24 protein-coding genes and 1 tRNA gene are annotated in these 26,308 nt (G+C 61.6%); 9 read left to right on the plus strand and 16 right to left on the minus strand.

Going from position 1 to position 26,308, the window contains the following annotated elements:
* Positions 1-81: 81 nt before the first annotated feature.
* From OO25_RS00755 to OO25_RS00800, 10 genes are all read right to left on the minus strand, one after another.
* Complete coding sequence (locus tag OO25_RS00755) at positions 82-888, minus strand: ABC transporter permease (protein ID WP_040178001.1); 807 nt, start codon at positions 886-888, stop codon at positions 82-84.
* On the minus strand, positions 885-1,766 hold the full coding sequence (locus tag OO25_RS00760) for an ABC transporter permease (protein WP_076619744.1): 882 nt from the start codon (positions 1,764-1,766) through the stop codon (positions 885-887). Before OO25_RS00760 ends, OO25_RS00755 begins: the two co-directional genes overlap by 4 nt.
* A 113-nt stretch (positions 1,767-1,879) precedes the next feature.
* Positions 1,880-2,590 carry a transporter substrate-binding domain-containing protein gene (locus OO25_RS00765; RefSeq protein WP_040178002.1) on the minus strand — a complete coding sequence of 237 codons (711 nt, stop codon included), beginning with the start codon at positions 2,588-2,590 and terminating at the stop codon, positions 1,880-1,882.
* 36 nt (positions 2,591-2,626) lie between these two features.
* A complete protein-coding gene (locus OO25_RS00770) occupies positions 2,627-3,406 on the minus strand; it encodes an ABC transporter ATP-binding protein (RefSeq protein WP_040173026.1) in 780 nt (259 codons plus the stop codon).
* 269 nt (positions 3,407-3,675) lie between these two features.
* Positions 3,676-4,461: a phosphate/phosphite/phosphonate ABC transporter substrate-binding protein gene (locus OO25_RS00775; RefSeq protein ID WP_040178003.1), complete on the minus strand. Its 786-nt coding sequence runs from the start codon at positions 4,459-4,461 to the stop codon at positions 3,676-3,678.
* The gene (locus OO25_RS00780; RefSeq protein ID WP_014879681.1) at positions 4,458-4,898 is read right to left on the minus strand and encodes a TerB family tellurite resistance protein; all 441 of its coding nucleotides are present in this window, start codon (positions 4,896-4,898) and stop codon (positions 4,458-4,460) included. Before OO25_RS00780 ends, OO25_RS00775 begins: the two co-directional genes overlap by 4 nt.
* Positions 4,895-5,446 carry a TerB family tellurite resistance protein gene (locus tag OO25_RS00785; RefSeq protein ID WP_040178004.1) on the minus strand — a complete coding sequence of 184 codons (552 nt, stop codon included), beginning with the start codon at positions 5,444-5,446 and terminating at the stop codon, positions 4,895-4,897. Before OO25_RS00785 ends, OO25_RS00780 begins: the two co-directional genes overlap by 4 nt.
* 42 nt (positions 5,447-5,488) lie before the next feature.
* Positions 5,489-5,782, minus strand: a complete 294-nt coding sequence (locus tag OO25_RS00790; RefSeq protein WP_040173031.1) for a DUF1330 domain-containing protein — start codon at positions 5,780-5,782, stop codon at positions 5,489-5,491.
* A 276-nt stretch (positions 5,783-6,058) separates the two neighbouring features.
* Positions 6,059-9,115 carry a valine--tRNA ligase gene (locus tag OO25_RS00795; RefSeq protein ID WP_040178005.1) on the minus strand — a complete coding sequence of 1,019 codons (3,057 nt, stop codon included), beginning with the start codon at positions 9,113-9,115 and terminating at the stop codon, positions 6,059-6,061.
* Positions 9,116-9,547: 432 nt separating this feature from the next.
* Entirely contained in the window at positions 9,548-9,985 is a 438-nt protein-coding gene (locus tag OO25_RS00800; protein ID WP_014874276.1) for an Lrp/AsnC family transcriptional regulator, read from the minus strand.
* A 110-nt stretch (positions 9,986-10,095) separates the two neighbouring features.
* Between OO25_RS00800 and OO25_RS00805 the strand changes: the two genes are divergently transcribed.
* The 4 genes from OO25_RS00805 to OO25_RS22435 all read left to right on the plus strand — a co-directional run bounded on the left by OO25_RS00805 (position 10,096) and on the right by OO25_RS22435 (position 15,981).
* Positions 10,096-11,247, plus strand: a complete 1,152-nt coding sequence (locus OO25_RS00805; RefSeq protein WP_040178006.1) for a type III PLP-dependent enzyme — start codon at positions 10,096-10,098, stop codon at positions 11,245-11,247.
* Between the two features lie 123 nt (positions 11,248-11,370).
* The gene (locus OO25_RS00810; protein WP_040178007.1) at positions 11,371-13,668 is read left to right on the plus strand and encodes a xanthine dehydrogenase family protein molybdopterin-binding subunit; all 2,298 of its coding nucleotides are present in this window, start codon (positions 11,371-11,373) and stop codon (positions 13,666-13,668) included.
* The gene (locus OO25_RS00815) at positions 13,646-14,833 is read left to right on the plus strand and encodes a DUF2235 domain-containing protein (protein ID WP_040178009.1); all 1,188 of its coding nucleotides are present in this window, start codon (positions 13,646-13,648) and stop codon (positions 14,831-14,833) included. The genes OO25_RS00810 and OO25_RS00815 overlap by 23 nt, the downstream gene beginning before the upstream one ends.
* Before the next feature lie 608 nt (positions 14,834-15,441).
* A complete protein-coding gene (locus OO25_RS22435) occupies positions 15,442-15,981 on the plus strand; it encodes a GNAT family N-acetyltransferase (protein ID WP_082035272.1) in 540 nt (179 codons plus the stop codon).
* A gap of 52 nt (positions 15,982-16,033) precedes the next feature.
* Here the strand turns inward: OO25_RS22435 and OO25_RS00825 are convergent, their stop codons facing one another.
* Both OO25_RS00825 and metF read right to left on the minus strand, forming a co-directional pair.
* Entirely contained in the window at positions 16,034-16,489 is a 456-nt protein-coding gene (locus OO25_RS00825) for a PaaI family thioesterase (RefSeq protein ID WP_040178033.1), read from the minus strand.
* 177 nt (positions 16,490-16,666) lie between these two features.
* Entirely contained in the window at positions 16,667-17,536 is an 870-nt protein-coding gene (metF, locus tag OO25_RS00830; RefSeq protein WP_040178012.1) for a methylenetetrahydrofolate reductase [NAD(P)H], read from the minus strand.
* 96 nt (positions 17,537-17,632) lie between these two features.
* Between metF and OO25_RS00835 the strand changes: the two genes are divergently transcribed.
* Together OO25_RS00835 and OO25_RS00840 are read left to right on the plus strand one after the other, a co-directional pair.
* Entirely contained in the window at positions 17,633-18,538 is a 906-nt protein-coding gene (locus OO25_RS00835) for a LysR family transcriptional regulator (RefSeq protein WP_040173045.1), read from the plus strand.
* A 205-nt stretch (positions 18,539-18,743) separates the two neighbouring features.
* Entirely contained in the window at positions 18,744-19,529 is a 786-nt protein-coding gene (locus OO25_RS00840; RefSeq protein ID WP_040173048.1) for an inositol monophosphatase family protein, read from the plus strand.
* Positions 19,530-19,622: 93 nt separating this feature from the next.
* Here OO25_RS00840 and OO25_RS00845 read toward each other — a convergent pair whose 3' ends face one another.
* The 3 genes from OO25_RS00845 to putA all read right to left on the minus strand — a co-directional run bounded on the left by OO25_RS00845 (position 19,623) and on the right by putA (position 24,398).
* The gene (locus tag OO25_RS00845) at positions 19,623-20,039 is read right to left on the minus strand and encodes a GFA family protein (RefSeq protein ID WP_040178013.1); all 417 of its coding nucleotides are present in this window, start codon (positions 20,037-20,039) and stop codon (positions 19,623-19,625) included.
* A 40-nt stretch (positions 20,040-20,079) separates the two neighbouring features.
* Positions 20,080-20,868 carry a rhomboid family intramembrane serine protease gene (locus tag OO25_RS00850; protein ID WP_040178015.1) on the minus strand — a complete coding sequence of 263 codons (789 nt, stop codon included), beginning with the start codon at positions 20,866-20,868 and terminating at the stop codon, positions 20,080-20,082.
* A gap of 86 nt (positions 20,869-20,954) precedes the next feature.
* Positions 20,955-24,398: a bifunctional proline dehydrogenase/L-glutamate gamma-semialdehyde dehydrogenase PutA gene (putA, locus tag OO25_RS00855; RefSeq protein ID WP_052465576.1), complete on the minus strand. Its 3,444-nt coding sequence runs from the start codon at positions 24,396-24,398 to the stop codon at positions 20,955-20,957.
* Between the two features lie 168 nt (positions 24,399-24,566).
* Between putA and OO25_RS00860 the strand changes: the two genes are divergently transcribed.
* From OO25_RS00860 to OO25_RS00870, 3 genes are all read left to right on the plus strand, one after another.
* Positions 24,567-25,040 carry an Lrp/AsnC family transcriptional regulator gene (locus OO25_RS00860; RefSeq protein WP_014879695.1) on the plus strand — a complete coding sequence of 158 codons (474 nt, stop codon included), beginning with the start codon at positions 24,567-24,569 and terminating at the stop codon, positions 25,038-25,040.
* A gap of 69 nt (positions 25,041-25,109) precedes the next feature.
* Positions 25,110-25,742: a tetratricopeptide repeat protein gene (locus OO25_RS00865; protein ID WP_040178017.1), complete on the plus strand. Its 633-nt coding sequence runs from the start codon at positions 25,110-25,112 to the stop codon at positions 25,740-25,742.
* Positions 25,743-25,850: 108 nt separating this feature from the next.
* Positions 25,851-25,936: transfer RNA gene (locus tag OO25_RS00870), tRNA-Leu, on the plus strand.
* A 67-nt stretch (positions 25,937-26,003) separates the two neighbouring features.
* Here OO25_RS00870 and OO25_RS00875 read toward each other — a convergent pair.
* Positions 26,004-26,210 carry a hypothetical protein gene (locus OO25_RS00875; protein ID WP_139044742.1) on the minus strand — a complete coding sequence of 69 codons (207 nt, stop codon included), beginning with the start codon at positions 26,208-26,210 and terminating at the stop codon, positions 26,004-26,006.
* Positions 26,211-26,308: the final 98 nt, after the last annotated feature.

Below are 26,308 nucleotides of genomic sequence, written 5' to 3' on the forward strand. Positions count from 1 at the left end.
GGCCCGATCACAGGCACCAGCAGGGCAAAGAAAAAGGCGCCGCAGTGGGCGCCTTTGGGTTGCTGGGTTCCAGCAAGTTGATCAGCGGATCAGGTTGGGCCTGTAGCGGATCTTGCGGCGTTTTTCCTGCGGCAGATGGGCGTTCAGCCGGGTGTTGATCACGCCGAAGATGCCAATCACCACCAGCGTCAGCAGGATGAAATAGAAGGCCAGGATCGGATAGGGCACGAAGGGGTTGAACGTCTTATCCGCGAAATAGCTGGCGTAATAGAGCGCATCGCCGCGCTGTTGCCAGGCCGGGAACCCAGAGAAGAACACCAGGGTGGTGGCATGGAACAGGAAGATCGCCTCGTTCGTGTAGGACGGCCAGGCCAGACGCATCATTGTTGGCCACATGATTCGGCGAAAGCGGGTCCAGCCGGACAGCCCATAGGCATCTGCCGCCTCGATATCGCCCTTGGGGATCGAGCGCAGCGCGCCGTAGAAGATCTCGGCGGAATAGGCGGCGGTGTTGAGGATCAGCACGATCAGCGCGCCAAGCCAGGCCGCCGACAGCAGATTGAAGATTGGCGAGACCGACTTCAGCTGCAGGAACAGGAAGTAGGCAAAGAAGAACTGAATGAACAGCGGCGAGCCACGGAAGATGAAGATGAACCATTCAGCGGTTTTGCGCAGCGGCGTTGAGGTAGAATTCTTGGCCAGTGCCACACCATTGGCGATGACAAAGCCGATGACGACGGCGATGGCGCCGAAGTAGATGTTCCACAGCATGCCCGAGCCGATGAGGACAAACTGATCGCAGAGGGTGAAATCGCTGCGGGGCAACATGCGTTCGCCGATGCCAAGTGCGCGCAGGCCGTACTCCTGAAGGGTCTGGAAACAGCTCATGACGCTTTCCTTTGGGCTTCGCCTGCCAATGTGGCCTGCCCATGGGACAGACGGGTGCGGATGCGCTCCAGCACCACTTCGGAGAGTTTGGTAAAGGCGAGGTAGAACACCAGCAGGCCGAGGAAGTACCACATCCGCCAGTCACCATGGGGGTAATCGGTGAAGCGGGCAGTTTTGGAGCCACCAAGCTCACGCGCCCAGTAGACGATATCCTCAACCCCGAGCAGGAACAGCAGTGGCGTGGCCTTGATCAGCACCATCCACAGGTTCGACAGGCCGGGCAGCGCATAAGTCCACATCTGCGGCACCAGAATGCGCCAGAAGGCCTGGCGATGGGTCATGCCATAGGCTTCGGCGGTTTCAATCTGGGCGCGGGGCACGGCCCGCATCGCGCCAAACAGCACATTGGCCGCAAAGGCGCCGAACACGATGGCAAAGGTCACCACCGCAAGCGAGAAGCCGTAGACCTCGTGGATCCACTGATCGGAGGAGCTGAGCGGCATCTTGGCAATGTCACAGACAACAAAGTCATTGCCTTGCCGTACCGGCGCGTCCCAGTCGGGGCATTTCACCTGATGGCGCAGATATTCAATGCCCTGATCCAATGCGATCACGAAGAACAGGAAGAATGCGATGTCCGGCACGCCACGCACCACTGCGATATAGGCCTTGCCCAGCCAGGAGAGCGGCGCGAATTGCGCGCGTGCAGCCATGGCGCCGCCAAAGCCAAACGCCAGCGCCGCCGGGGCGGTGACGGCCAGAAGCAGCAGCACCGTCCCGAAGGAGGCGTAGAAAGCAAAATGCTTGCCGGTGGTCAGGTAACAGCTCAGCCACTGGAAACCCTCCAGGCTGGCCGGATCAGAGCAAAAGGAGAAAATGGCGGGCCTCGTTCGGACAGGGACGGGTCAGGGGCACCGATGGGGCCGGGACCGGTCAAGGGTGAAGGGGGGCATGGTGCCCCCCTTCTTTGATATCAGGATGCTGCGAGGGCTCAGAACTGGCCTTCGATTTCCCATTTTTTCAGCAGAGCGTTCAGGGAGCCGTCTGCCTTCATCGATTCGATGGCCACGTCGAACTTGCCGCGCAGCTCGTCATCGGACTTGCGGAACGCCATGCCGATGCCGTCGCCCAAGAGGACGTCATCTGCGACAAATTCCATCTCGGTTTCGCCCACGATCGGGATCAGGAAGTCCTTGTCGGCCATGACCGCGTCCACTTCGCCAGCTTTCACAGCGGCAACCGTTTCATCCGGAGTAGGGAATTCAACCAGGGTGGCACCGGTGGAGGCGACATGGGCGGCCTGAATGGTGGAGGCCTGAGCTGCCACCACGGCGCTGTTCACATCGACATCAGCCGACATCGCCGCATAGGCGGAGGGCGATGGGCGGGTGTAGCCGGTGGTGAAGTTCACAACTTCCTTACGCTCGGCTGTGATCGACATGCCGGCGATGATGGTGTCGTAGTTGCCGGACAGCAGGTTGGGGATGATCGAATCCCAGTCGTTGGTGACCCATTCGCAGTCCAGCTCAGCGCGCTTGCACAGCTCGTCGCCCAGCTCACGTTCAAAACCGTCAACCTGACCGTCATCGTTCAGGAAGTTATACGGAGGGTAGGCGCCTTCGGTGCCCAGACGCACAGTGTCCGCCATTGCGATGCCCGCAGTGAGGGCCAGGGCTGCGGTGCCGAGGATAAGAGATTTCATGAGGTTACTCCCGTTTGGTTTGGTTTTTGTTGGTGGTTATTTGCCGTGACGCGTGGAGGCAAGGAAGCCTTGCAGACGTTCCGATCGGGTGCTGCCGAAGACTTCGTCCGGGCTGCCTTCTTCTTCGATCAGGCCTTTGTGCAGAAACACGATGTGGCTGGAGACATCTGCGGCCATGTTCATGTCATGGGTCACGATGATCATGGTGCGGCCTTCAGCGGCGAGATCCTTGATCACCTTGACCACCTCCTGCTCCAGCTCGGGGTCGAGGGCGGAGGTGGGTTCGTCAAACAGCAGCGCCTCAGGTTCCATGCAAAGCGCGCGTGCGATGGCTGCACGCTGCTGCTGGCCGCCGGAGAGCTGCGCCGGAAAGGCATCACATTTGTCGCCGATCCCCACCTTGGTGAGGTATTTGCGGGCGGCCTCTTCCACCTCGGCGCGGTCACGACCGAGGACGGTCAGCGGGGCCTCCATCACGTTTTGCAGAATGGTCATATGCGCCCAGAGATTGAACTGCTGGAACACCATGGACAGGTTGGTGCGGATGCGCAGCACCTGTTTCGCATTAGAAGGACGCCGGGCAAGGCCGGTTCCGGACCAGTTGATCGGCTCACCCTTGAAGAGGATATCACCCTCCTGGCTGTCTTCCAGCAGGTTGCAGCAGCGCAGCAGAGTGGACTTGCCCGACCCGGAGGATCCGATGAGGGAAACCACATCGCCGCGGTGGGCGGTGATATCGACACCTTTGATCACTTCCAGCTCGCCATATGACTTGTGCAGGCCGCGGATTTCCAGAACTGGCGTTGTGTCGGTCAAGGTGTCTCTCGTCCAATTGTCGTTGAATTCGTCCTTATTGGACCGAAAAAAAGAGCGGATGCAACGTGCAAACCGAGAAGGCACGCGAGGAAATTGGCATTTTGGCGGGTAATCTGATCAAATTGTCCTTGGACTGTTCACCAGTGGGCCTTCTGCCGACCTCTGCGTCAGCCCTGTCGTGTGGGTATCCGCACCGGGCAGGTCGCGGCGCGGTTGTAGGGGATGTGGTTCCCGCTCCGGCACAGGCCCGAGCGGAGGGGTCGGGTGGGTCAGCCTGCCGCCTGCTGGCGGATGGATTGCTCGGTCAGCACCGGGCCGAGTGGTGTCGGTACTGCCAGATAGGCGCCCGGTGGGATCTCGCTCACACCCTTCAGATGCAGGGTTCTGCGGTGGTCATCATCCAGATTGGCGACAGCCTGCGCAACAGCGGTACGAAGGGGGGCCGGATCACGGCTGCTGGCGGTGATCAGCGGCAGGCCCGGCGTTGGCGGTGTCCGCGCCACTTCGACCAGATCTTTGACCCAATCGTCATGCGCCTGCATCAAGGCCCAACTGACCGCATCAAGGGCGGCGAAATCGGCGGTGCCTTCGGCCACCGCACGGGCGGAGGCGCTGTGGCTACCGGATTGAAACAGGCTGCCGGGGAGGAGGGAGAGGTCGCGCAGATGCAGCATCGGCGCGGCCCAGCCGGATTGCGACAGCGCCTCATTATAGGCAAAGCTGCCGCCAGCGATCTCTCGAAGGCTATGGCCTGCGCGGTTGCGATGGGCGATGAAGACGCTGTTGTAGTGCCCCGGCGGGCAATCCGCGACGCCGTGATCCAGCGTTGTAACCAGAGTGACCTGCTCATAGAGACGGGTGCGGTAGGGCAGGCCGCAGGTCTGCGCCAGCAGCAGCTTCGAATCGGACCAGATCGACCAGAGATCGCCGCCACGGGTGAGGGTTTCCGGCGCGTCGATGGAGGCCGCGGCCAGTTCGGTGCGGATCGCCTGCCACAGGGCATCCAGGGCAGGGGCGGTTTCGGGGCGGTCATACATCGCCAGACTGGCGATCATGAGCTGGCCTCCGCGCGTTGACGGGCACGGGCGCTGTCAACATCGCTTACCCCCAGGAGGCTGGCAGACAGGCGCAGAAGCGCGTCCTCGGCCGCGTCACGCTTGCCATCGGCCAGCACCACCTGCCACAGGGCTTCGACCACGGCCATGCGGTTTTCATACGCAACGGCGTCCTTGATCGCGCGGGTAAAGCGGACGGTGTCGGGGGCCTCGGCCTCCAGCGCCTCGGCCTGTTCGCGCAACAGGATGGCGCCGCCCAGGTCGAGATCGTAGCGCGCCCGCAGGATCCGGTCGATCCGGTCCCGCTCATCGTCGGAGTAATTGTGATCAGACCGCGCAATCCGCACCAGAAGGGCGCAAAGGGCGAGGCGCGCATCGCCATCGTCCAACGGCTCCGGCGCGGGGGCCAGCAGTCGTCCAAGCAGTTCCTTGATCATGGCTGCGGCTCCTTATCTGACGGGTCGGGGGTGGGCGATACCGTGGTGGCGCCTGCAAGCGTGCTTTCTGTGGCTGGCTGGCCTGCGGCCACGCCCTGCTCCGGGCCAAGGAGTTTGCCCTGCGCGCGGGCACGGGCGGTGTCGCTGTCGGCCTTGGAGAGGCCCATCGCCTTGCGTGCGTCCTCGACGATCTTCATCTCGCCGGGGTGTTCATGGCCATCCGCCAACACCACCTCCCAAAGCGCATCCAGCGCCGCGAGCCGTTCCTCAAGCCCGGTGGTTTCGCGGATCAGGCGACCGAACGTGTCGGTTTCCGGCGCGGCGGCGTGCAGTTTTTCGCAGGCGGCGCGGACCTTTGCCGCCTCAATCGCGTCGTGTTGATAGAGACGGGCCAGAATGCGGTCGATCAGGCTGATCTCTTCCAGCTGGTAGTCCCGGTCTGATTGCGCCACCCGCACCAGCAGCGCGCCAAGCGCCAGCTCGGCATCGGGGTCCGGCTGGGCGGGGGTCTTTTGCGGTCGAAAGACCTGAAACAGTTTTTTCAGCATGGCACTATTCTACCCTTGAGCGCGTCCAGAACCAAGCGGGCCCTAGTCGCCGTAGCCTTCGATGATTTCCATATCGCCGGTGGAGACCGGATCGCGCAGCGCCTTGGCCTGCTGATAGGCGACGGAGTCGTAACAGGCTTTGGCGGTGGCAAAATCCTTGAATTCGATCACCACGGTGCGGGCGCGGGTCTGGCCCTCGCGGACCTCTTTGGGGCCGCCACGGATCAGGAATTTGGCACCGTATTCGGCAAAGGGGGCCGCATTGGCCGCAACATAGTTCTTGTAGCGGTCCATATCATCAACGTCGACATGGGCGACCCAGTATCCTTTGGGCATGGGGGGGTCCTTTCTGGCGCGGATATCAAGCTGTTGTCACAGGCTGATACAGAACCGGGCCAAAGGCAATGACCGCATTGCGCGGTTTTTCCCCTTATGCGGAAGATTTGACGGGACCGTTCAGCCAATGGGCCGATTTGCGCAGATTTAGCGCAGATGTGACGGCACCCTTGGGGCGCTGCGCAGAAGCACCAGCGGTCTGCGGCACTGTCCAATGCGCGGTTTTTGGGGCAAGCCGGTAATGATACCAGTGGCTTGCCCCGTTATTATAGGCGATCAGCCGATTTCAGCCAGACGCGCCAGCGCCTCTTTGATCTTGGCCTCTTCTTCCTCGCGCAGGGCAAGGTTTTCACGGGCTTCGGCGACGACCTCCTCCGGCGCGGAGGCGGCAAATTTGGGGTTGTTCAGACGTCCGCGTAGGCCACCCAGCTCCTTGGCGAGTTTGCCGAGGGTTTTCTCCAGACGGGCCTTTTCAGCATCCACGTCGATCACATCCGCCAGCGGCAGGCCAAAGGACGCACCGGGGGCCGCCACGGAGGCGCAGCCTTTGGGGAAGGTCTCAACCTGCTCCAGCGTGGTGATCCGCGCAAGTTTCTGGATCATCGCCTCATTCTTCTCCCAGGCGGCGCGCGCCTGATCGGAGAATTCTGTCACCACCATCGGGATTTTGGCACCGGCGGGCACATGCATCTGCGCGCGGGTGGAGCGGATATTCTCAATCGCGGTGATCACCCAGTTCATTTCGGCGTCCGCATCGGCGTTGACCAACTCGGCGCCATAGGTCGGCCAATCTTCATGCACCAGCATGGTGTCGCGCTTGGCGGTGTTGCCCCAGAGCTCTTCGGTGATGAAGGGCATGATCGGATGCAGAAGGATCATGCACTGGTCCAGCACCCAGCCAAGCGTCTGGCGGGTCTCGGCGATCACCGCCTCATCCTCGGAGTTGAACAGCGGTTTGCTGAGTTCGATGTACCAGTCGCAGACCTTGCCCCAGACAAAGGCATAAAGACCGAGGGCCGCGTCGTTGAAGCGGTAGGCCTCAAGAGCGGCGTCCACTTCCACGCGGACCTTGGCGGTCTCACCGATGATCCATTGGTTCACCGCGGCCTTGGCGTCGTGGCAGGCATAGGCCGGGGTTTCGGCGTCATAGACGTTGTTGAAATGGGCGAAGTTCACCGCATTCCACAGTTTGGTGCCAAAGTTGCGGTAGCCCGCGATGCGCTGCATATCGAGCTTCAGCACGCCACCAAGGCTGGCCATCGCCGCATTGGTGAAGCGCAGCGCGTCGGCGCCGTATTCGTCGATGATCTCCAGCGGATCGACCACGTTGCCGGTGGATTTCGACATCTTCTTGCCCTTGGCATCGCGGACGAGGCCATGGAGGTAGACGGTGTCGAAGGGGATGCGTTTTTCAACCGGCAGATCCTGATCCAGAACCGCCAGCTGCATCATCATCATCCGCGCAACCCAGAAGAACAGAATGTCCTGACCGGTGACGAGGGTCGAAGTCGGGAAGTATTTTGCCAGTTCTTCGGTCTGCTCAGGCCAGCCGAGGGTGCCGATCGGCCAGAGACCGGAGGAGAACCAGGTGTCCAGCACGTCGGGGTCGCGGGTAAGAGGCACAATTTTCCAGAGACCAGAGGCGAATTGCTCGATCTCCGCCGGATCCTGTTCGGGAAGTCCGTTTTCGGTGAAGAAGTCAAACAGCGTGTTTTTTCCGCCAGCAAAGTATTTGCCAAAGAGCGAAATCTGAGCGGCTTTTTGGGCTTCTTCCTCTGAGTTGGCACAGTATTGATTTCCGTCAGCATCAAACCAAACCGGGATCTGATGACCCCACCACAGCTGGCGCGAGATGCACCAGGGCTCGATGTTTTCCAGCCAGTGGTAATAGGTCTTCTCGCCGCTTTCCGGCAGGATCTTGACGGTGCCGTCTTTCACCGCGTCCAGCGCCGGGGCGACGATCTTCGCCGCGTCCACGAACCACTGGTCGGTCAGCATCGGCTCAATCACCACTTTGGAGCGGTCGCCAAAGGGCTGCATGATCGGCTTGTTTTCAACGTAGGCCACAGTTTCGGAGACTTCGCTCTCGTTGCCGTCCTCATCCTTCACCGTTTTGGTCACGGTCTGCATCACGGCGAGACCTTCGGCGGTGATATCGGCGACCACGCGTTTGCGCGCCTCGAAACGGTCCAGGCCACGGTATTCTTCCGGCACCAGGTTCATCGCGGCGATGCTGGCTTCGGTGAATTCTGCCTCACCATTGGCGATGGCTTGTGCTTTGGCGGCCTCTTCTACATAGGGCGCGCCGTCGCTGCGCATATGCGCCTTGGTGTCCATCAGGTTATACATCGGAATGCCGCCACGCTTGGCGACCTGATAGTCGTTGAAATCATGGGCGCCGGTGATTTTCACCGCGCCAGAGCCGAAATCCTTGTCCGGGTATTCATCCGTGATGATCGGGATCAGGCGGCGCTGCGCCTTGGGGCCGACGGGGATTTCGCAGAGCATGCCCACGATGGGGGCGTAGCGCTCATCCGAAGGATGCACCGCCACCGCGCCGTCGCCCAGCATGGTTTCCGGGCGGGTGGTGGCGATGGAGATATAATCGCGCTCTTCCTCCAGCGTGACGTTGCCGTCTTCGTCTTTCTCCACATAGGTGTAGGTGGCACCACCGGCGAGCGGGTATTTGAAGTGCCACATATGGCCCGCAACCTCGATATTCTCCACCTCAAGGTCGGAGATCGCGGTTTCAAAATGCGGATCCCAGTTCACCAGCCGCTTGCCACGGTAGATCAGACCCTTGTTGTACATCTCAACAAAGACCTTGATGACGGCGTCGTGGAAATTCGGGGAATTCTCGTGTCCGGTGCGGGTGTCGCCCTGCGCGCCTGCCATGGTGAAGGCGGTGCGGTCATAGTCACAGGAGGCACCGAGACGCTTCAGCTGGTTGATGATGGTGCCGCCGGATTGCTCTTTCCATTCCCAGATTTTTTGAAGGAACTCGGGGCGGGAGAAGTCGGTGCGTTTCTTGCCGTCCTTGGCCAGCTCACGCTCCACCACCATCTGGGTGGCGATGCCGGCATGGTCGGTGCCGGGCTGCCAGAGCGTGTCATAGCCCTGCATGCGCTTCCAGCGGATCAGGATGTCCTGGAGTGTGTTGTTGAAGGCATGGCCCATGTGCAGGACGCCGGTGACGTTTGGGGGCGGGATCATAACGCTGTAGGTTTCGCTGCGCTTGGCATTTGCGCCTGCGCGGAAACAGCCTGCCTTCTCCCAGGCCTCGGAAAGCCGGGCTTCGGCTTCGGCTGCGTTAAATGTCTTGTCCATCGCCATCGGAATGTCCTGCCTGCGTATCTGTCTGATCGGGTCATCCCATACCGAATGGTGTGGGAAAGGGGAAGTCTCGATAGAGAAACCGGCGCGGCGGACCGGTGCGCGATTTAGGCGAATTGAAAAAAGATTGGAACGATCTTCGTGATAACGACGTTTTAAGCTTAGTCCGGCACGGTGGATGACGGGGAAACTGGGTTGCTGATGACAGTGAGTGATGTCGCATCCGGTTGACCAGGGTGGGTTCCAAGCTGCCCTTTCATCAGCAGGCCTCCCTCGGGCCTTGCCTACCGATCGCCATGGTTTCAAGTCGCCCGGGCACCCTTGATGCGAATACCGCAGGGGTGGCCGGGCGCACGAATTTTTAGGGAAGATTTTTGCAGCCGCCGCATCAGCTGATCAGCCCTTCGTGAGTAATTTACTGGCGCGGGCAATCTACTGGCCGGTGCGATCCAGCTTTGTGGCCAAATGGATCAGGCTCTCGGAGGAACGCACGCCGCGTGCTTCGCCGATGCGATCAATCGTCTCGTCCAGCTCAGTGGTGGTTTGCGCCACCACCTGCGCCAAGAGGTCAAACCGGCCTGAGGTGGTATGCACGACTTCGACGCCCGGCAGTCCGCGCAATCGGGCCAGAACCTCAGGGCCGGAGCGTGGTTCAATCGAGATCAGCACCGTCGCCTGCAATGGCGGGCGCGCCTGTGCCGAGGTGCGCAGCGTGTAACCGCTGATCACGCCGGAGCTTTCCAATCGTTCAATCCGCGCCTGTACAGTGGTGCGTGCAAGGCCCAGACGGCGTGCCAGATCGGCCACCGGGCGGCGGGCGTTTTCCCGCAGGAGCGTCAGGAGGTTCTGGTCGGTTTCGTCGGTTTGCATATGTGGCCTGCGATGTGACGTTATCTTTCGTCATTATAGGCAATGTGACGAGCGAAATCGACGGCGTAGTGGCGGAAAATGGAAAAAACATCCAATTAAGGCCGATATCCATGCAGCAGATCCCACCTCTCTGGCTTTCCCCTGAAACCCATTTGGCGCGCAGTACACCGGATCATCCGATCCTGTATTTTTCGCCGCGCGTGCTGCATGAGGTGGCCAACCGGTTTCAGCGCGGTTTTCCGGGGCTGGTGACCTACGCGGTGAAGGCGAACCCGCATCCGGCGGTGCTGTCCAATCTGGTGGCGGCAGGCATTACCGGATTTGACGTGGCCTCGCCTGCGGAGATGGACGCGGTGCGTGCCGCCAGCCCGGACGCGGTGATGCATTACAACAACCCGGTACGCTCGGACGTTGAGATCGCCGCCGGCATCGCCCATGGGGTGGCGAGCTGGTCGGTGGATGAGCCGAGCGAGCTGGACAAGCTGGCCGATGTGCCCAAGAGCTGTGAAATCGCTGTGCGCTTTGCCCTGCCGGTGGCGGGTGCGGCCTATGATTTTGGCAGCAAGTTCGGGGCAGAGCCGGATATGGCGGTCGAATTGCTGAAGCGGGTGGCGGCGGAAGGCTGGACGCCTGCGCTGTGTTTCCACCCCGGAACGCAGTGCGAGGATGAAAGCGCCTGGGTCGAATATGTCCATGCGGCCAAGCGCATCATCGACGCCGCAGGGGTAAAGATTGCGCGGTTGAACGTCGGTGGTGGCTTTGCGGCGAACCGTGATGGGGTGGCACCGGATCTGGAGAAGGTTTTTGCCGCGATCTCCGTGGCGGCAGAGGCGGCCTTTGGTGCGGAGCAACCGGTGCTGATCTGCGAGCCAGGGCGTGCGATGGTGTCGGAGAGCTTTACGCTGGCGGCGCGGATCAAGGGGATGCGCAAGGCCGGTGAGGTGGTGTTCCTCAACGACGGGATCTATGGCGGCCTGGTGGATATCCGCGACATGGGTCTGCCGGGACGGGTCGAAGTGGTTGCCGCTGATGGCACCCGTCGGGGGGCAGACGCCCAGCCGCGCGTGGTCTTTGGCCCCACTTGTGACAGTCTGGACCGGCTGCCGGATGGTCTGCCGCTGCCACGCGATACGCAGATTGGTGACTATGTGCTGTTCCCCGGTCTTGGCGCCTATTCCTCGGCCATGAGCACGCAGTTCAACGGCTATGGTCTGTCTGACGTGGCGACGGTGATCGAGCTGTCTGGACAAGCGCGCCCTTAAGGCTACTGTCGCATCTGACGGGATCAATTGGCGCGGCGCGCAGGGCATATCACCTGCGCGCCGCGTTTGTGTGTTTGCCATCGGCAAACCGGGTCCAGCATATCAGTGAGGGCAGGGGCAGAGATGGATAAATTCGGCAAAAGCCAACCGGTGCGGCGGGTTGAGGATATACGGTTCCTGACCGGGCAGGGGCGCTATCTGGAAGATGCCGCACCGGTTGGCGCACTGCGGGCCTGGGTGCTGCGCAGCCCGGTGGCCCATGGCACCATCACCAATCTGGATCTTGAGATGGCTCGTGAGGCTGAGGGCGTGCAAGCCATCCTGACACTGGCTGATCTGGAGGCCGCTGGCATCTGCGTGGGCATGGATGGCGCGGTGGTGGACAACCGCGATGGCAGCAAGGGTGCCGCGCCGGAACGCCCGATGCTGGCCCGCGGTCGCGTCCGGTTCGTGGGCGAGCCGATCGCCGTGGTGATCGCGCAGACGCTGGAGCAGGCCCGTGATGCGGGGGAGCTGATCGAATTGGATATCGACGATCTGCCGGCCAAGGTGGATCTGGCAGTGGGCGGCGAACAGCTGCACGCAGAGGCGCCGGACAACCGGGCCTTTGACTGGGGCATGGGGGATGAGGCGGCAACCGAGGCGGCCTTCGCGTCGGCCGCGCATCGCGTGGCGCTGCAGGTTGAGGACAACCGGATCATCGTCAACACGATGGAGCCGCGCGGCTGTTTTGCCAATTGGGCCGAGGGGCGTTTGCAGTTCACCTACGGTGGGCAAGGCGTCTGGGCGATGAAAAAGCAGCTCAGCGACAAGCTGGGATTGGCGGCGGAGGATGTGCATGTCACCACGCCCGACGTTGGCGGTGGCTTTGGCATGAAGGCGATGCCGTACCCTGAGTATTTTGTGGTGGCCCAGGCCGCGCGCCTGCTGGGACGGCCCGTGCTGTGGATGTCGGACCGCAGCGAGGCGATGCTGAGCGACAATGCCGGGCGGGATCTGACCTCACTCGCGGAACTGGCCTTTGACGCGGATCTGCGCATCACCGGTTACCGGGTTCATTCACAGTGTAATCTGGGGGCGTATAATTCCCATTTCGGCCAGCCGGTGCAGACACAGCTGTTCAGCCGGGTGTTGGCGGGGGTCTATGACATTCGCACCACCTGGCTGCGGGTGGAGGGGATTTATACCAACACCGCACAGGTGGATGCCTATCGCGGGGCAGGACGTCCTGAGGCGATCTATGTGCTGGAGCGGGCGATGGATCATGCCGCGCGCGAGCTGGGGGTTGACCCATGGGAGCTTAGGCGGCGCAATTTCATCCGTGCGGATCAGTTCCCGTACAAGACCGCAACGGATGAGACATATGATGTGGGCGATTTCCATCAGCTTCTGGCCCGCACCGAAGCGGCGGCGGATCTGGCCGGATTCGCACAGCGCAGGGCCGCCGATGCGTTGCAGGGAAATTTACGGGGCGTTGGCCTGTGTTACTATATCGAAAGTATTTTGGGGGATCCTTCAGAAAGCGCGGAAGTTGCCTTTGAAGAGGAGGGGCGGGTGAGCATCTATGTCGGTACGCAGAGCAACGGGCAGGGCCACGAGACGGTCTATGCGCAGTTTTTGGCGGACCAGACAGGTATTCCTGCAGCAGATATTACCGTGGTGCAGGGCGACAGCGACCGCATCGCGCAGGGTGGCGGCACTGGTGGATCGCGGTCAGTGACCACTCAGGCCAATGCCACATTGGCGGCAGTTGATGTGATGATCGACGCTTTCATTCCCTTTTTGGCAGAGCAACTGGGCGTGGAGCCTCAGTCTGTCACCTTTGATGGCGAGCAGTTCAGCGCACCGGGCAGCAACCAGCGGCCAACCCTGGTGGAGGCCGCTGAGATGGCCCGTGCGCAGGGGCATCACGCGTTGCTGCGTCACACGGCACGGGCCAAGTTGCCGGGGCGGTCGTTTCCAAACGGTGCCCATGTTGCCGAGATCGTGATCGACCCGGAAACCGGCGTCAGCCATGTGGACCGCTATACCGTGGTCGATGATTTCGGCAATCTGATCAACCCGCTACTGGCCGAAGGTCAGGTGCATGGCGGGGTGGTGCAGGGGCTGGGGCAGGCGCTGCTGGAGCGGGTGGTCTATGATGCCGATGGGCAACTGCTCACAGCATCGTTTATGGACTACGCCTTGCCGCGTGCGGCGGATGTGCCGATGATTGATGTAGGTTTTGCGCCGGTGCCATCGACCCAGAACCCGATGGGCATGAAGGGCTGCGGCGAGGCCGGGACCGTGGGCGCGTTGGCAGCGGTGGCAAATGCCGTGCAGGACGCGGTCTGGGATCGTGGCGTGCGGCAGGTTGAGATGCCTTACACACCACTTAGACTATGGGAAGCATTGAGGAATGTCGCTGACGCAGCTGAGTAAGAGGATCCTGGGATGGCTTGGGCGCCCGCTGCGCTCCGAGCATTCTGCCGAGACCAAGCTGCGCGGGCCGCAGGCCCATCTGATCATCCTTGATGGCACCATGTCGACATTGGAACCGGGGCATGAAACCCACGCTGGCATGGTCTACCGGCTGTGCCAGGAGGTCGGCCCGCAGGTCTCTGTCTTTTATGAGGCGGGGGTGCAATGGCAGAGCTGGCGCAAAACTGCGGATGTGATGATCGGGCGCGGTATCAACCGTCAGATCCGGCGTGCCTATGGCTATCTCGCCTCGCGCTACCGTCCGGGGGACCGGATTTATCTCATGGGCTATTCGCGGGGCGCCTATGCGGTGCGCTCGCTCGCTGGGGTTATAGATGAGGTCGGGCTTCTGAAGGCTGAACATGCCACCGTGCGCAACATCCGCACTGCGTATCGGCATTACCAATGTGGTGGTGCGTCGGCCAGCGGACCGGGCAAGACGCAAGGATCGCTGACGACGGCTAAACCCGACACCGCTGAGACGGAAGACGCAGGCGCCACCGCGCAGGCGGCGGCGCAAACCGGGGGCTGTGTCGCCTCCACTTTTACGGAGCGTTATTGCCACCGGGATGTAGAGATCGAGATGGTTGGCGTCTGGGACACGGTGAAGGCGCTGGGCCTGCGGTTGCCGCTGTTGTGGCGCTGGGCGGAGCGGCGGCATGGGTTTCACAACCATCAGCTCGGCAAACATGTAAAAAACGGTTTTCACGCGCTGGCGCTGGATGAGACCCGGCAGGTCTTTGCGCCGGTCCTCTGGGAATGCCCCGACGGGCATGATGGCAAGGTGGAGCAGGTCTGGTTCCGGGGCAGCCATGGCGATGTGGGCGGGCAGCTGGGCGGATTTGAAGAGGCGCGGCCGTTGTCCAATGTCTCTCTGGTCTGGATGCTGGAGCGGGCCGAAAACTGCGGGCTGCCGCTGCCGCGTGACTGGCGCATGCGGTTTTCAGTTGATCCGACCGCGCCCTCGGTCGGGACCTGGCGCGGCTGGGGCAAGATTTTCCTGCTGCGCGGCAACCGTCGCGTCGGGTTGGACAGCAGCGAGCGATTGCACAGCAGCGTGGGCGCCAATATCACCGACAAACGCGTGGCGCAGTGGCAGTCGGAGCTGTCCAAAGTGGCGCGTTAGGCAGCTTGGTCTGAGCCTTGGTGGTAGTGTGCTGTGGGGCCGGTTCTCCGGCTCACGCGCAAGATGTGGATGTTGTATAGCGGCGGAATACCCAGCCCTCTACTCGCTGTCCTTTCTCAATGAATCTCACTTTGAGCCAGCCAAAGGTTTTCCCATGGGCCCATAGTTTTTGGTGCGTGTATCTCTGTGTGATTTTTGTGAAGTCAGTGCCGGGGCCATCGCGGACTGCCAAGAAATCGTCCCTTTGAGGGTTGAGGCCGGATAGTAAAACGCATCCCAAGTTTGCATCGTCCAGCCATGCGCTGTCTTCGATGCTTGACGATATGAGTATGGGGAGCAGAAATGCCACGAATAGTTGGACGCTAACCAATCCAGCGAGGATGTACCCAGGATGGGCGGATTTCAAAAGTGGCAGGGTGGCTATGAGGGTTACGGCAACGATGCCCAGAATACGAAAGAGAGCAGGAACATTTCTTATTAATTCTAATGCGATATTCACATGTTCCACGATGAGTGACCGCATTGAAGGCTACGGGTTAAAGATTTACTTTAGCATAAATAGCAGTTTTTCTCTACATCTACTGATTGATTGAGCGTGGAGGTTAGGCATGAGAAGCTCAACTTCATCTGGTTTAAAAGCGGCGGCAATCCCGCACCTGAATATACGGGCGCTTAACCCACAGAGTGATCTTGATCTGGTGGAGGCGTTTTATCGGGGCGCGCCGGACTACTGGATGCTGGTCGAGGGGCTCGCACCGGGGCGCGCCAAAGCCGAAAGTTTTTTCACAGACGGGCCGCCCGGATGTGATCCTGCACGATCCTACAGGTTAGGAATGTTTGTCTCCGGAAGACTGTCTGGACTGGCAGAGTTGTCTTTTGGGTTTCCTGAACCGGCGGATGCGTATCTTGGACTGATGGTGCTGGGGCCATGGGCCAGAGGGGCTGGCTATGGCGTGCCATTTCTGGCCCATGTCGAAGCATTGGCACGTGGTCGGAGGGCGTCACAGATTTTTCTTGCGGTGGTTGAAGCCAATCCAAGGGGACGAGCATTCTGGGAGCGAGAGGGTTTCGCCGCGACTGGCCTTAGTGGCGATATGCGGGTTGGTCTGCGCGAACAGCGCTTGCACCGATTGGTTAAATCGCTCTGATTTCGCAGCGTGGGTGTGCGGGCGTGACTTTGTAGGCGCTGGGCAGGATGGATCAGCTTGGCGCGCTACGCATAATAATGCATGTGGTGGAACCGGTGGCATAAAGCTTGCCATCCTGGATGTCGCGCAACTCGCCATGGGCGACACCGGTGGAGCGCCCGACGTGATCGGTGAGGCCAATACATTCGATTTCGGTGCCCAGCGGGATCGATCGTAGGATGTTCACCTTGAATTCCAGCGTGGTATAGACCGACCCCTTGGGCACGCGGGTCATCACGGCGCAGGCCATGGCGCTGTCCAGCAGGGTGCCATACCAGCCGCCGTGAACCGTGCCGAGCGGGTTGGTGACAGCAAATTCTGGTGTGCCGCGAAAACTCACCTTGCCAGCCTCGACGCTATGCAGATGGTAGCCCAGGGTTTCCCCGATGGGCGGACCGGGCAGGCGGCCGTCAAGAATGGACTGCATGAACTCCAACCCGGAAATCAGTGAAATCTCCTCAGGCTTCATCAGATCGGCGAGACCTGTGGCACGGCGTCGGTGAGAGGCGGCGGAGGGCGCGACGGATGAGGGAGACGGTGCGGTCATGCGGCAATCCTGATCTTAGTCCTGAACAAAACGCCCCAGCCGAAAACAGCAGGGGCGTCAGGATTGGAGGCTAGGAGCGCGCAGGTCGCAGAGCAAGCGCTACGCCACGTTCTCCAGCGAGACATCGGGGGTGATGCCAAGCGCAAAGCAGACATCACGGGTCAGTTCCGGGCGGTTCAGCGTGTAGAAGTGCAGTTTGTCGACGCCGTTGTCCATCAGGTCGGAGCAAAGTTCAGTGCACAGAGCCGTGGCAAGCAGATCTTCGCGACCGTCGCGGATCGCCTTGTCAAAGGCATCGTCGATCCAGGCCGGAATAGTGGCGCCGCAGCGTTTGGCGAAGTTGCGCGCGCCTTTCCAGTTTTCAATCGGCAGAATGCCGGGGGTGATGCGGCTGGTGTCGATCCCGGCCTTGGCGCAGTCATCGCGGAAGCGCAGGAAGGTATCGGCCTCAAAGAAGAACTGGGTCAGCGCCTCATCCGCGCCGGCGTCCAGTTTGCGCTTCAGCCAGTCGACATCCGCACGGGCGCTGGTGGCTTCGGGATGGCGGTCGGGGTAGGCGCCGACACGAATGGAGAATTGATCGCGTTCAGCCAATGCGGCGATCAGTTCAACCGAATTGGCGTAGCCGTCGGGGTGAGGTTCGAACCCGGCGGCGCCTTTTGGCGGGTCGCCGCGCAGGGCCACGATTTCGCGGACACCTGCCTCAGCGAACTGATCGGCTATCGTCATGGTCTCCGCTTTGGTGGCGTTGACGCAGGTCAGATGCGCCGCCACATTGAGGCCGGAGGCGTTGTGCAAGGTTGCCACCGCCTCCCGCGTGAGGTCACGGGTGGTGCCCCCGGCGCCATAGGTCACCGAGACAAATCGGGGGGCGAGTGGGGCCAGCGTCTGCACCGTGTCCCAAAGCCGAAATGAGGCCTCCAAAGACTGCGGCGGGAAGAATTCAAAAGAGATGTCAGGGGTCGTCATTTTAAAAAGCGCTCCGCATGATTTCATCTCTTGTTGCATACAGCCTATTGTGAAACAATTTCATAATACTCAAGAACAACATGAGCGACACGATAGATGCATATCGAATTCCGTCACCTACGCACGATCAAGGCAATCCATCAGGAAGGCGGGCTGGCGCGGGCGGCGGATCAGCTGAATATCACTCAGAGCGCATTGAGCCATCAGATCAAGGGGCTGGAAGATCAGGCCGGGGTGGAACTGTTCCTGCGGCGCTCCAAACCGATGAAGCTGTCGGCGGCGGGGCTGCGGCTGTTGCGGCTGGCGGATCAGGTCTTGCCGCAGGTGGAGGCGATGCAGGCGGAGTTCTCTGCGCTGCGGGATGGCAACACCGGGCGGATGTATATCGCGATTGAGTGTCACGCCTGTTTTGAATGGCTGTTTCCGGTGTTGGAGGGCTTGCGCAAGAATTGGGCTGATGTGGATGTGGATATTCGTCCGGGCCTTGCCTTTGACGCGCTGCCCGCGCTGCAGAAGGAGGAGGTTGATCTGGTGATTTCCTCCGACCCGGAGGTTCTGCCGGGGATCGAGTTCATTGAGCTGTTTGATTACAAACCGGTTTTTGTGGCCTCTGCGCTGCATCCGCTGGCAGAGAAGCCCCATATTGAGGCTGAGGATTTTCGCGGCCAGACCCTGATCACCTATCCGGTGGAGAAGTCGCGGCTGGATATTTTCAGCCAGTTGCTAACCCCGGCGGGGGTTGAGCCTGCACATATCCGGCAGGTGGAGCTGACGGCGGTGATCCTACTGTTGGTGGCATCGAACCGGGGCATTTCTGTACTGCCCGACTGGGTGGTGCGGGAGGTGAAATACTCCTCGGACTATGTGACACGGCCCCTGACATCCAAGGGGATCACCCGCAGACTTTATGCGGCGATCCGCAGTGAGGACCGGGAAAAGCCCTATATGCAGGAGCTGATCCGCCTGGCCAAGGTTGAGGCGCGCAGGCTACAGCAGCAGTAGAGCGCTGGCCCTGGGGGTTTGGTGCTTGGCTATGGGCTGTCCGCTCATCGTCGCTCGCCCTCGCGAGACACATGCGTCTGGGGCATAGCTCTCATGTGCGCCGGGGGCGGGGTTATGCCGCTATTGGGCCTTGGCAAGCGGCAATGAGGCGCGTATAGGCACGGTTTGACCGACATCTCCCCCTATTTGCTCAGGAGTCTTTCGCATGATTGGCAGCGCAAACCTCAACATCATGATCAAAGCTGCCCGTAAGGCGGGGCGGTCGCTGGTCAAGGATTTTCGCGAAGTTGAAAACCTGCAGGTGTCGAGAAAGGGCGCGGGCGACTTTGTCTCCAAGGCCGATATCGCTGCGGAAAAGATCCTGAAAGAAGAGCTGATGGGCGCGCGCCCGACCTATGGCTGGCTGGCCGAAGAGGGCGGCGAAGAGGACGGCGCAGATCCGACTCGTCGCTGGATTGTGGACCCGCTGGATGGCACCACCAACTTCTTGCACGGTCTGCCTCATTGGGCGATTTCCATCGCGCTGGAGCATAAGGGCAAAGTTGTGGCCGGTGTCGTTTATGATGCCGCCAAGGACGAGATGTTCTTTGCCGAGAAGGGTGCGGGCGCCTGGATGAATGACACCCGTATCCGTGTCTCGGGTCGTCACCGCTTGATTGAATCGATTTTCGCCACCGGTCTGCCCTTTGCCGGGCGCTCGGATCTGCCTGCGACCCTGCAGGATCTGGCGCGGCTGATGCCGGCCTGTGCCGGTGTGCGCCGCTGGGGCGCTGCGGCGCTGGATCTGGCCTATGTGGCGGCGGGCCGCTACGAAGGGTATTGGGAACGCCGTCTGAACGCCTGGGATCTGGCGGCTGGTATCATCATCGTGCAGGAAGCCGGCGGGCTGATTGAAGCGGTGAATCCTGAGGATGATATCCTGACCTCCGGCGAGGTGCTCTGCGCCAATGAGGCGATCTTTGATGGCTTCGCCAAGGTGATCCGGGACTGATCAGGTCCGATAGCAGGTTTTGAAACGCGGCCCTTGGGTCGCGTTTTTTCGTTTGTGCGTTCTGTCTGAGTGGGCTGGCGGCTTTGTTGTTGCCTATTGGTCCGACGGGTGGTTCACGCCATCGTGCCAGGGGATCTCACCATAGGTTTCGGCATGTGCGCGCGGGTTGCCCCCGTCGATGCAACCGAGGTTGATCCCACATTCTGCCGGATCGGAGCGGCGCTGGTGATAGACATAGATGCCGCAGGTCTTGCAGAAATAGTGCTTCGCCGTATGGCTGCCCCAGGTGTAGAGGCTAAGATCCTCCGCCCCTTTGAGGATGCGCAGGCTAGCGGTGCGGGCAGTGACAGCGGCGGCACCCCTGCGGATGCAGAAAGAACAATTGCAGCGGCTGGCTGAGGCAAGGCCGCGGGGGAGGTCGGCGCTGATCTCAACCGCGCCACAGTGGCAGCTGGCATGGCAGGTTGTCGGGCCGTCGGTGGCGACGGGTGCGGGTGTGCCTGAGGTCATTGAGGCGGGCCTTTTCTAAGGGATGTGAGATGGCGCGTCATTATCGGCCCCATGGGCTATCTCGGCGGTTGTTCCTGTGGTCATCACGCCGGGATTTGCGCGCCACGCGGGGGATGCGACTGGCAGAGTAGCTGACCTTGGGGTGGGGCGGCTGTCCATGGGTCTTGCCCCAATAGGCCGGTCCGCCCCGCCGCAGCCAGAGCGGGATCGTCAGCACCAGCCCGACACCAAAACCGCCCGCATGGGCCCAATAGGCCACACCGCCCGCCTGCGGATCAGAGCCGATGCCACCCAGAAATTGCATGCCCAGCCACACACCCAGCATCACAAAGGCGGGAATTGAGAAGACGCGGAAATAGACGATCAGGATCAACAGAATATCGACGCGCGCCCGCGGGAAGAGCAGCAGATACCCGCCCATGACCCCGGCAATGGCGCCGGAGGCGCCGACCAGCGGCACCAGTGAATATGGTGCGCTGGCCACATGGATCAGCCCCGCTCCGATCCCGGAGACAAGGTAGAAGGCGAGGAAGGTGAAATGACCCATTTCATCTTCCATGTTGTCGCCAAAGATCCACAGAAACAGCATGTTGCCGCCAAGGTGCATCCAGCTGCCATGTAGGAAAGTGGAGGTCAGCAGCGTTTTCCAGTCGTAGCCTGATGTGACCTCTGCCGGGAGCAGGGCGTAGGCGTTGTAAAGCGCGGTCAGGCGGCGCGGACTGTCATAGCCAAAATAGGTCAGCGCAAAGATCGCGATATTCGCCACCATCAGCGCGTAGGTCACATAGGGCGTGCGCCCGGACGGGTTGTGGTCACGGATCGGAAACATGGGGGAACGCTGGGCCGAATATGGCCCAGCGTCAAGAGCTTACCCGCGCGTCGCCTGTGCGGGCGCCATCCAGACTGGTGCGCCAGTCAGGACATACCGCCCAGAAGGGCCGCGTTGCCGCCCGCAGCGGTGATATCGACACAGACATGCCGCTCGGCCTGCACCCGAGCGATATCCGGCAGGCCGGGGATCAGCGGCAGGATCGGGCCGGTGCGTTTCGCCAGCCAGGTCTCAATCTCGCGCGCGGTGGCCGCATCGCCCCACCAGATTACGCCGGATAGCCCGTCCATGGTTGGCAGCTGTGACATCTCGATCGGGCCGGAAGCCTCAATTGCGGTGCCGCCAAGGGCATGAACCGCGCGGGCCTGCGCTGCGACGGCCTGCTGTCCCGGCCCAAGGCAGAGGAGTGGCGGGCGCGCGAGCTGCGACAGGCGGTTGGACTCACCGGTGGGGCCGGGCAGGCTGGTGGTGACCTCCTGCATGGGCTGGCCGGTGGGGGCGGGCAGGGTGGTCATGATCGCGGTTTCGGTGGGCCAATTTTCGGCCACCTGCTGCCGGTCCGGGGCGCAGAAGCGCGTCATGTAGAAGGGGCCGCCTGCCTTGGGTCCGGTGCCGGAGAGGCCTTCGCCGCCAAAGGGCTGGCTGCCGACGATTGCGCCGATCTGGTTGCGGTTCACATAGAGGTTGCCCGCGTGGATCCGGTCACAGATGTATTGCACCCTGTCATCAATCCGGGTGTGCAGGCCAAAGGTCAGCCCGTAACCGGTGGCGTTGATATCACTGATGATCTGGTCCAGATCCTGAGATTTGAAGCGAACCACATGCAGAACCGGGCCAAAAATCTCCTGTTCCAGCGCCTGAATGCCGGGGACTTCGATCAGGGTCGGGGCCACGAAGGTACCACCCTGCGGAGCGGTCATCTCCTTCAGCACCCGCCCCTCAGCGCGGGCGGCGTCGATATGCGCGAGGATTCCTCCGCGTGCGGCTTCGTCGATGACTGGGCCACTGTCGGTGGACAGGATCCAGGGGTCGCCAAGCCGCAGCGCATCCATCGCGCCCTTCAGCATTTTCAGCACATTGTCGGCGATGTCGTCCTGAAGATAGAGGCAGCGCAGGGCCGAGCAGCGCTGACCTGCGGATTGAAAGGCGCTTTCGATCACGGATTGCACGGCCTGTTCTGGAAGAGCGGTGCTGTCCACGATCATTGCGTTGAGACCGCCGGTCTCGGCAATCAGCGGCGCGCCGGGGCGCAGGTGCTCGGCCATGGCGGCGCGGATCTTGAGCGCGGTTGCGGTAGAGCCGGTAAAGGCCACGCCGCCGACACGTGCATCGGAGGTGAGGGCGCCACCAACGGCGCCGCCGCCCGGCAGCAATTGCAGCGCGCTGCGGGGCACGCCCGCTTCATGCAGCAGCGAGATGGCGCGATGGGCGATCAGCGGCGTCTGCTCTGCGGGTTTGGCCAGAACCGCATTGCCCACCGCCAGAGCAGCCGCAATCTGACCTGAGAAAATTGCCAGCGGGAAATTCCAGGGCGAGATACAGGTGAAGACACCAACCGGCGGTTCCGCCGGGATGCGCGCGGCGTAGTAGCGCAGGAAGTCGACCGCCTCGCGCAATTCGGCGACGCAATCGGGCAGGGTCTTGCCCGCCTCGCGGGTCAGCAGGGCGAACAGTTCACCGTAGTTTTCCTCATAGAGGTCAGCCGCACGGTTCAGGATCTCGGCGCGGGTCTCAGCGCTGGCCTCCCAAGGGGTTGCGGCGCTGAGTGCGGCGTCAATCTCGGCCTCACCGGCTGTCTGCACCTGGCCCACGGTGGTCAGGTCAGCAGGGTTGCGCACTGGCTCATCTGTGGTGGTTGCGGTCGCGGGCGCCTTGGCCAACAGCGGCGCTGCAGCCCAGCTGTGGCTCTTCCAAGGCGCGCGGGCGGCGTCGATGGCCGCGAGGGTGGGCGCGTGGCCCAGATCAAACCCCATCGAATTGGGGCGCTCCGGCTGGAACAGGTCGGGACCCTTGCGCAGGTTTGCGGTCAGATCCTCGACCTGAGCGAAAGGATCGGCCGCGACCACCTCTGGCGGGACATTTTCGTCCACGATCTGGTTCACAAAGGAGCTGTTGGCACCATTTTCCAGCAGGCGCCGCACCAGATAGGCCAAAAGATCGCGATGCGCCCCAACCGGCGCATAGATCCGGCAATGGGTGCGGTTTTGTTCCAGCACCATCTGGTGCAGGGTCTCGCCCATGCCATGTAGGCGCTGGAATTCATAGGCGCCATTATCGATCTCCTTCGCCATATGCAGAATGGCGGAGACAGTGTGGGCATTATGGGTGGCGAACTGCGGATAGATCCGATCGGTCATCGACAGGAGCTTACGGGCATTGGCAATATAGGACACATCGGTCAGGGATTTGTGGGTAAACACCGGGAAGCCATCGACGCCTTCCACCTGGGCGCGCTTTACCTCGGTGTCCCAATAGGCGCCCTTCACCAGCCGGACCATCAGGCGGCGATCGTAACGGTTCGCCATGTCATAGAGCGCATCCAGCGCCGCACCTGTGCGCGGGCCATAGGCCTGAACCACCACACCGAAGCCGTCCCAGCCAGCGAGCGCCGGATCTGAGATCACCTCCTCAATGACCTCAAGCGAGAGCGACAGGCGATCAGCCTCCTCGGCGTCAACATTAAGGCCCATGCCGGCCGCTTTGGCCAGGAGCGCCAGCGCCTGCAGACGCGGGACCAGCTCCTCCATGACGCGGGTTTCCTGTGCCAGCTCATAGCGCGGATGCAGGGCCGAGAGTTTCACCGAAATGCCGGGGTTCTGGCGAATGTCCTCGCTGTTGCAAGCTGCCGCGATGGCCGAAATCGCCCGTGAATAGGCCAGATGATAGCGCGCAGCGTCCGCTTCGGTGCGGGCGGCCTCCCCCAGCATGTCGTAGGAATAGGTATAGCCCTTGGCCTCCATCCCGGCCGCGCGTTTCATGGCGCCTTCAATGGTTTCGCCCAACACGAACTGGCGGCCCATTTCTTTCATCGCGCGGCTGACAGCAGTGCGGATCACCGGCTCCCCCAGACGTTTCATGGCGCCGCGCAGGGCGGAGACGGGGCTGCGTTTCTCATCCAGCACCTTGCCGGTCAGCATCAGTGCCCAGGTGGAGGCATTGACCAGTGAGGAGGTGGATTTGCCTAGATGCTTGCCCCATTCCGACGGTGCGATCTTATCCTCGATCAGGGCGTCAATGGTGTCCGCGTCAGGCACCCGCAGCAGCGCCTCCGCAAGGCACATCAGCGCGACGCCTTCATCGGTGGAGAGCCCGTATTCGGCGAGAAACACCTCCATCAGACCGGGGGAAGAGTGGCCGCGGATGTCGCGCACCAGTGCCGCGGCATTGGCGCTGATGGTGCTGCGGTCTGTCGCGTCCAGATTGGCAAGCGTGAACAGCTGGTCCCGCATCTGGGCCTGATCAACATAGGTGCCTGCATCAATGTAATAGCGCAGGGCGTCGCTGTGCGCCGGTGTCGGCGCAGAAGGCATTGCGGGCGTGGTCTGGGTTTGGGGCGCGGTCATGTTGGGAACTCTCCGAAAGAACCATGGGCGATGCCCAGGTTGGTCGTTTCACACATGATATCGTGAATCGGTTGGGACAAACGGCCAAAAATGTGGGATATGAAGTGCAATGGGCCAAAAAGAAGTGGGTTTTCGATGCAAATGGACTTTCCGGGAATGGATCGGTTTGATCAGGCGATTCTGGCCGCCTTGGGCGAGGACGGGCGCATGTCGATCGCGGATCTGGCGCGGCGCATTGGGCTGTCGAAGACACCGACACAGGCGCGGCTGCGGCGGCTGGAGGCTGAGGGGATCATCACCGGTTATCGGGCATTGATCGATCCGATCCGGCTGGGGCTGGATCACGTGGCGTTCGTCGAAGTGAAACTGACGGACACCCGCGAGGCAGCCCTGGCGAAATTCAACGCGGCCCTTGCGCGGGTGCCCGAGATCGAACAGGCGCATCTGATGGCCTCACATTTTGATTATCTTCTGAAGGTGCGGACACGATCCATGTCGGCCTATCGGGCAGTGCTGGGCGAGAAGATTTCTGCGTTGCCGCATGTGGCGTCGACCTCCACCTATGTGGCGATGCAGGCAGTGATTGAGGACAGCGCTGTGCTGCCGTGATCGGCAGGCCGGGCGGGTGCGCGCGAAATCGTGACTTGTCCGGCAAGGGCTTTGCGCCAAGATTGTAGGATGCGACAGTTCTGGATTGCCCCGCTTCTTGGTCTTGGTTTCGCTACGGCTGCGTCCCTCGCGCAGGCGGAGGGGGCAGGGCCGCCGCCGCCATCCGGCGATATTGCAAGCTGCCCGGCGGCTCCGGATCATCAGGGCGCGGTCGATCAGTTGATTGGCCGTGTGCAGGCCGCCCCGGATGAGGCGTCGGCGCAGCAGATCTCCAACCAGTTCTGGCAATATTGGGCAGACGCCCCCAACGCGGAGGCACAGGCCTTGCTGGATCGTGGGATGACCCGGCGCTCAGCCTTTGATTTTCTGGGAGCGTTGGAGGCCTTCGACCGATTGGTCGCCTATTGTCCGGAATATGCCGAGGGCTATAACCAGCGTGCCTTCGTTCACTATCTGCGACGGGATTTTGCGGCGGCCTTGACGGATCTGGATCGGGCGCTGGCCTTGTCGCCACGCCACGTGGCTGCCATGAGTGGGCGCGCGCTGTCGCTATATGGGCTGTCCCGTCTGGGCGAGGCGCGTGTGGCGCTGGAGCAGGCGCTGTCGTTGAACCCCTGGCTGCCGGAGCGGCATCTGGCGGCGCCAGGTGGACCGCTGGCCCCAGAAGGTGCAGACCCCGGCACACCGGAGGTGGAGCTGTAAGTTGCCGCATGGCGTCGCCCGGAAAAATTCGCCAAACAGATCAGATAGCCCATTGTACCGCTGGAGCGTCCTAGGTAGGTCTGTGATAGCAGCGGCCTAGCCTGCTGTGCGGACGTGGTGGAATGGTAGACACCGGAGACTTAAAATCTCCTGGCCGTATGGCCGTGCGGGTTCGAGTCCCGCCGTCCGCACCAATCACCCTTTGATATTGCTGGGTAATTTCCCAGTCTTGGGGTTTTGGCCCCCACTCTGGCCCCCGCTTTATTGTTCGCTGGGGGCCTGAAATAGCCCGTCGATCTGGGCCACAGAGTAAACCTTGCGCGACCCTTCGAATGGGATGTTGGGCGTGATCTTGCCCCGCTGGACCATGCGATAGAACTTGTCTCGGCCAAAAGGCCAGCGCGGGGAGTTGATGGCCTGCGTTGCGGTCACATACTTCACTTCGTCGGTGATGATCTGATCTGCCATCATGTGTCCTCCTTAGCCAGTGCGCGGAGACCCGCCTGTAAGACGCCGTCATAGAACGATGGCGGGAATGGCATTTTGCCCCGGTCCTTGTAAACATA

It is taken from the genome of Phaeobacter sp. S60 (assembly GCF_000826845.1).
Taxonomy (GTDB): Bacteria; Pseudomonadota; Alphaproteobacteria; order Rhodobacterales; family Rhodobacteraceae; genus Phaeobacter; species Phaeobacter piscinae.

Coding starts and splice junctions, on each gene's coding strand:
- OO25_RS00755 (WP_040178001.1), bottom strand. CDS start 888: ATGAGCTGTTTCCAGACCCTTCAGGAGTACGGCCTGCGCGCACTTGGC.
- OO25_RS00765 (WP_040178002.1), bottom strand. CDS start 2,590: ATGAAATCTCTTATCCTCGGCACCGCAGCCCTGGCCCTCACTGCGGGC.
- OO25_RS00775 (WP_040178003.1), bottom strand. CDS start 4,461: ATGATCGCCAGTCTGGCGATGTATGACCGCCCCGAAACCGCCCCTGCC.
- OO25_RS00780 (WP_014879681.1), bottom strand. CDS start 4,898: ATGATCAAGGAACTGCTTGGACGACTGCTGGCCCCCGCGCCGGAGCCG.
- OO25_RS00785 (WP_040178004.1), bottom strand. CDS start 5,446: ATGCTGAAAAAACTGTTTCAGGTCTTTCGACCGCAAAAGACCCCCGCC.
- OO25_RS00790 (WP_040173031.1), bottom strand. CDS start 5,782: ATGCCCAAAGGATACTGGGTCGCCCATGTCGACGTTGATGATATGGAC.
- OO25_RS00795 (WP_040178005.1), bottom strand. CDS start 9,115: ATGGCGATGGACAAGACATTTAACGCAGCCGAAGCCGAAGCCCGGCTT.
- OO25_RS00800 (WP_014874276.1), bottom strand. CDS start 9,985: ATGCAAACCGACGAAACCGACCAGAACCTCCTGACGCTCCTGCGGGAA.
- OO25_RS00805 (WP_040178006.1), top strand. CDS start 10,096: ATGCAGCAGATCCCACCTCTCTGGCTTTCCCCTGAAACCCATTTGGCG.
- OO25_RS00810 (WP_040178007.1), top strand. CDS start 11,371: ATGGATAAATTCGGCAAAAGCCAACCGGTGCGGCGGGTTGAGGATATA.
- OO25_RS00815 (WP_040178009.1), top strand. CDS start 13,646: ATGTCGCTGACGCAGCTGAGTAAGAGGATCCTGGGATGGCTTGGGCGC.
- OO25_RS22435 (WP_082035272.1), top strand. CDS start 15,442: ATGAGAAGCTCAACTTCATCTGGTTTAAAAGCGGCGGCAATCCCGCAC.
- OO25_RS00825 (WP_040178033.1), bottom strand. CDS start 16,489: ATGAAGCCTGAGGAGATTTCACTGATTTCCGGGTTGGAGTTCATGCAG.
- metF (WP_040178012.1), bottom strand. CDS start 17,536: ATGACGACCCCTGACATCTCTTTTGAATTCTTCCCGCCGCAGTCTTTG.
- OO25_RS00835 (WP_040173045.1), top strand. CDS start 17,633: ATGCATATCGAATTCCGTCACCTACGCACGATCAAGGCAATCCATCAG.
- OO25_RS00840 (WP_040173048.1), top strand. CDS start 18,744: ATGATTGGCAGCGCAAACCTCAACATCATGATCAAAGCTGCCCGTAAG.
- OO25_RS00845 (WP_040178013.1), bottom strand. CDS start 20,039: ATGACCTCAGGCACACCCGCACCCGTCGCCACCGACGGCCCGACAACC.
- OO25_RS00850 (WP_040178015.1), bottom strand. CDS start 20,868: ATGTTTCCGATCCGTGACCACAACCCGTCCGGGCGCACGCCCTATGTG.
- putA (WP_052465576.1), bottom strand. CDS start 24,398: ATGCCTTCTGCGCCGACACCGGCGCACAGCGACGCCCTGCGCTATTAC.
- OO25_RS00860 (WP_014879695.1), top strand. CDS start 24,567: ATGCAAATGGACTTTCCGGGAATGGATCGGTTTGATCAGGCGATTCTG.
- OO25_RS00865 (WP_040178017.1), top strand. CDS start 25,110: ATGCGACAGTTCTGGATTGCCCCGCTTCTTGGTCTTGGTTTCGCTACG.
- OO25_RS00875 (WP_139044742.1), bottom strand. CDS start 26,210: ATGGCAGATCAGATCATCACCGACGAAGTGAAGTATGTGACCGCAACG.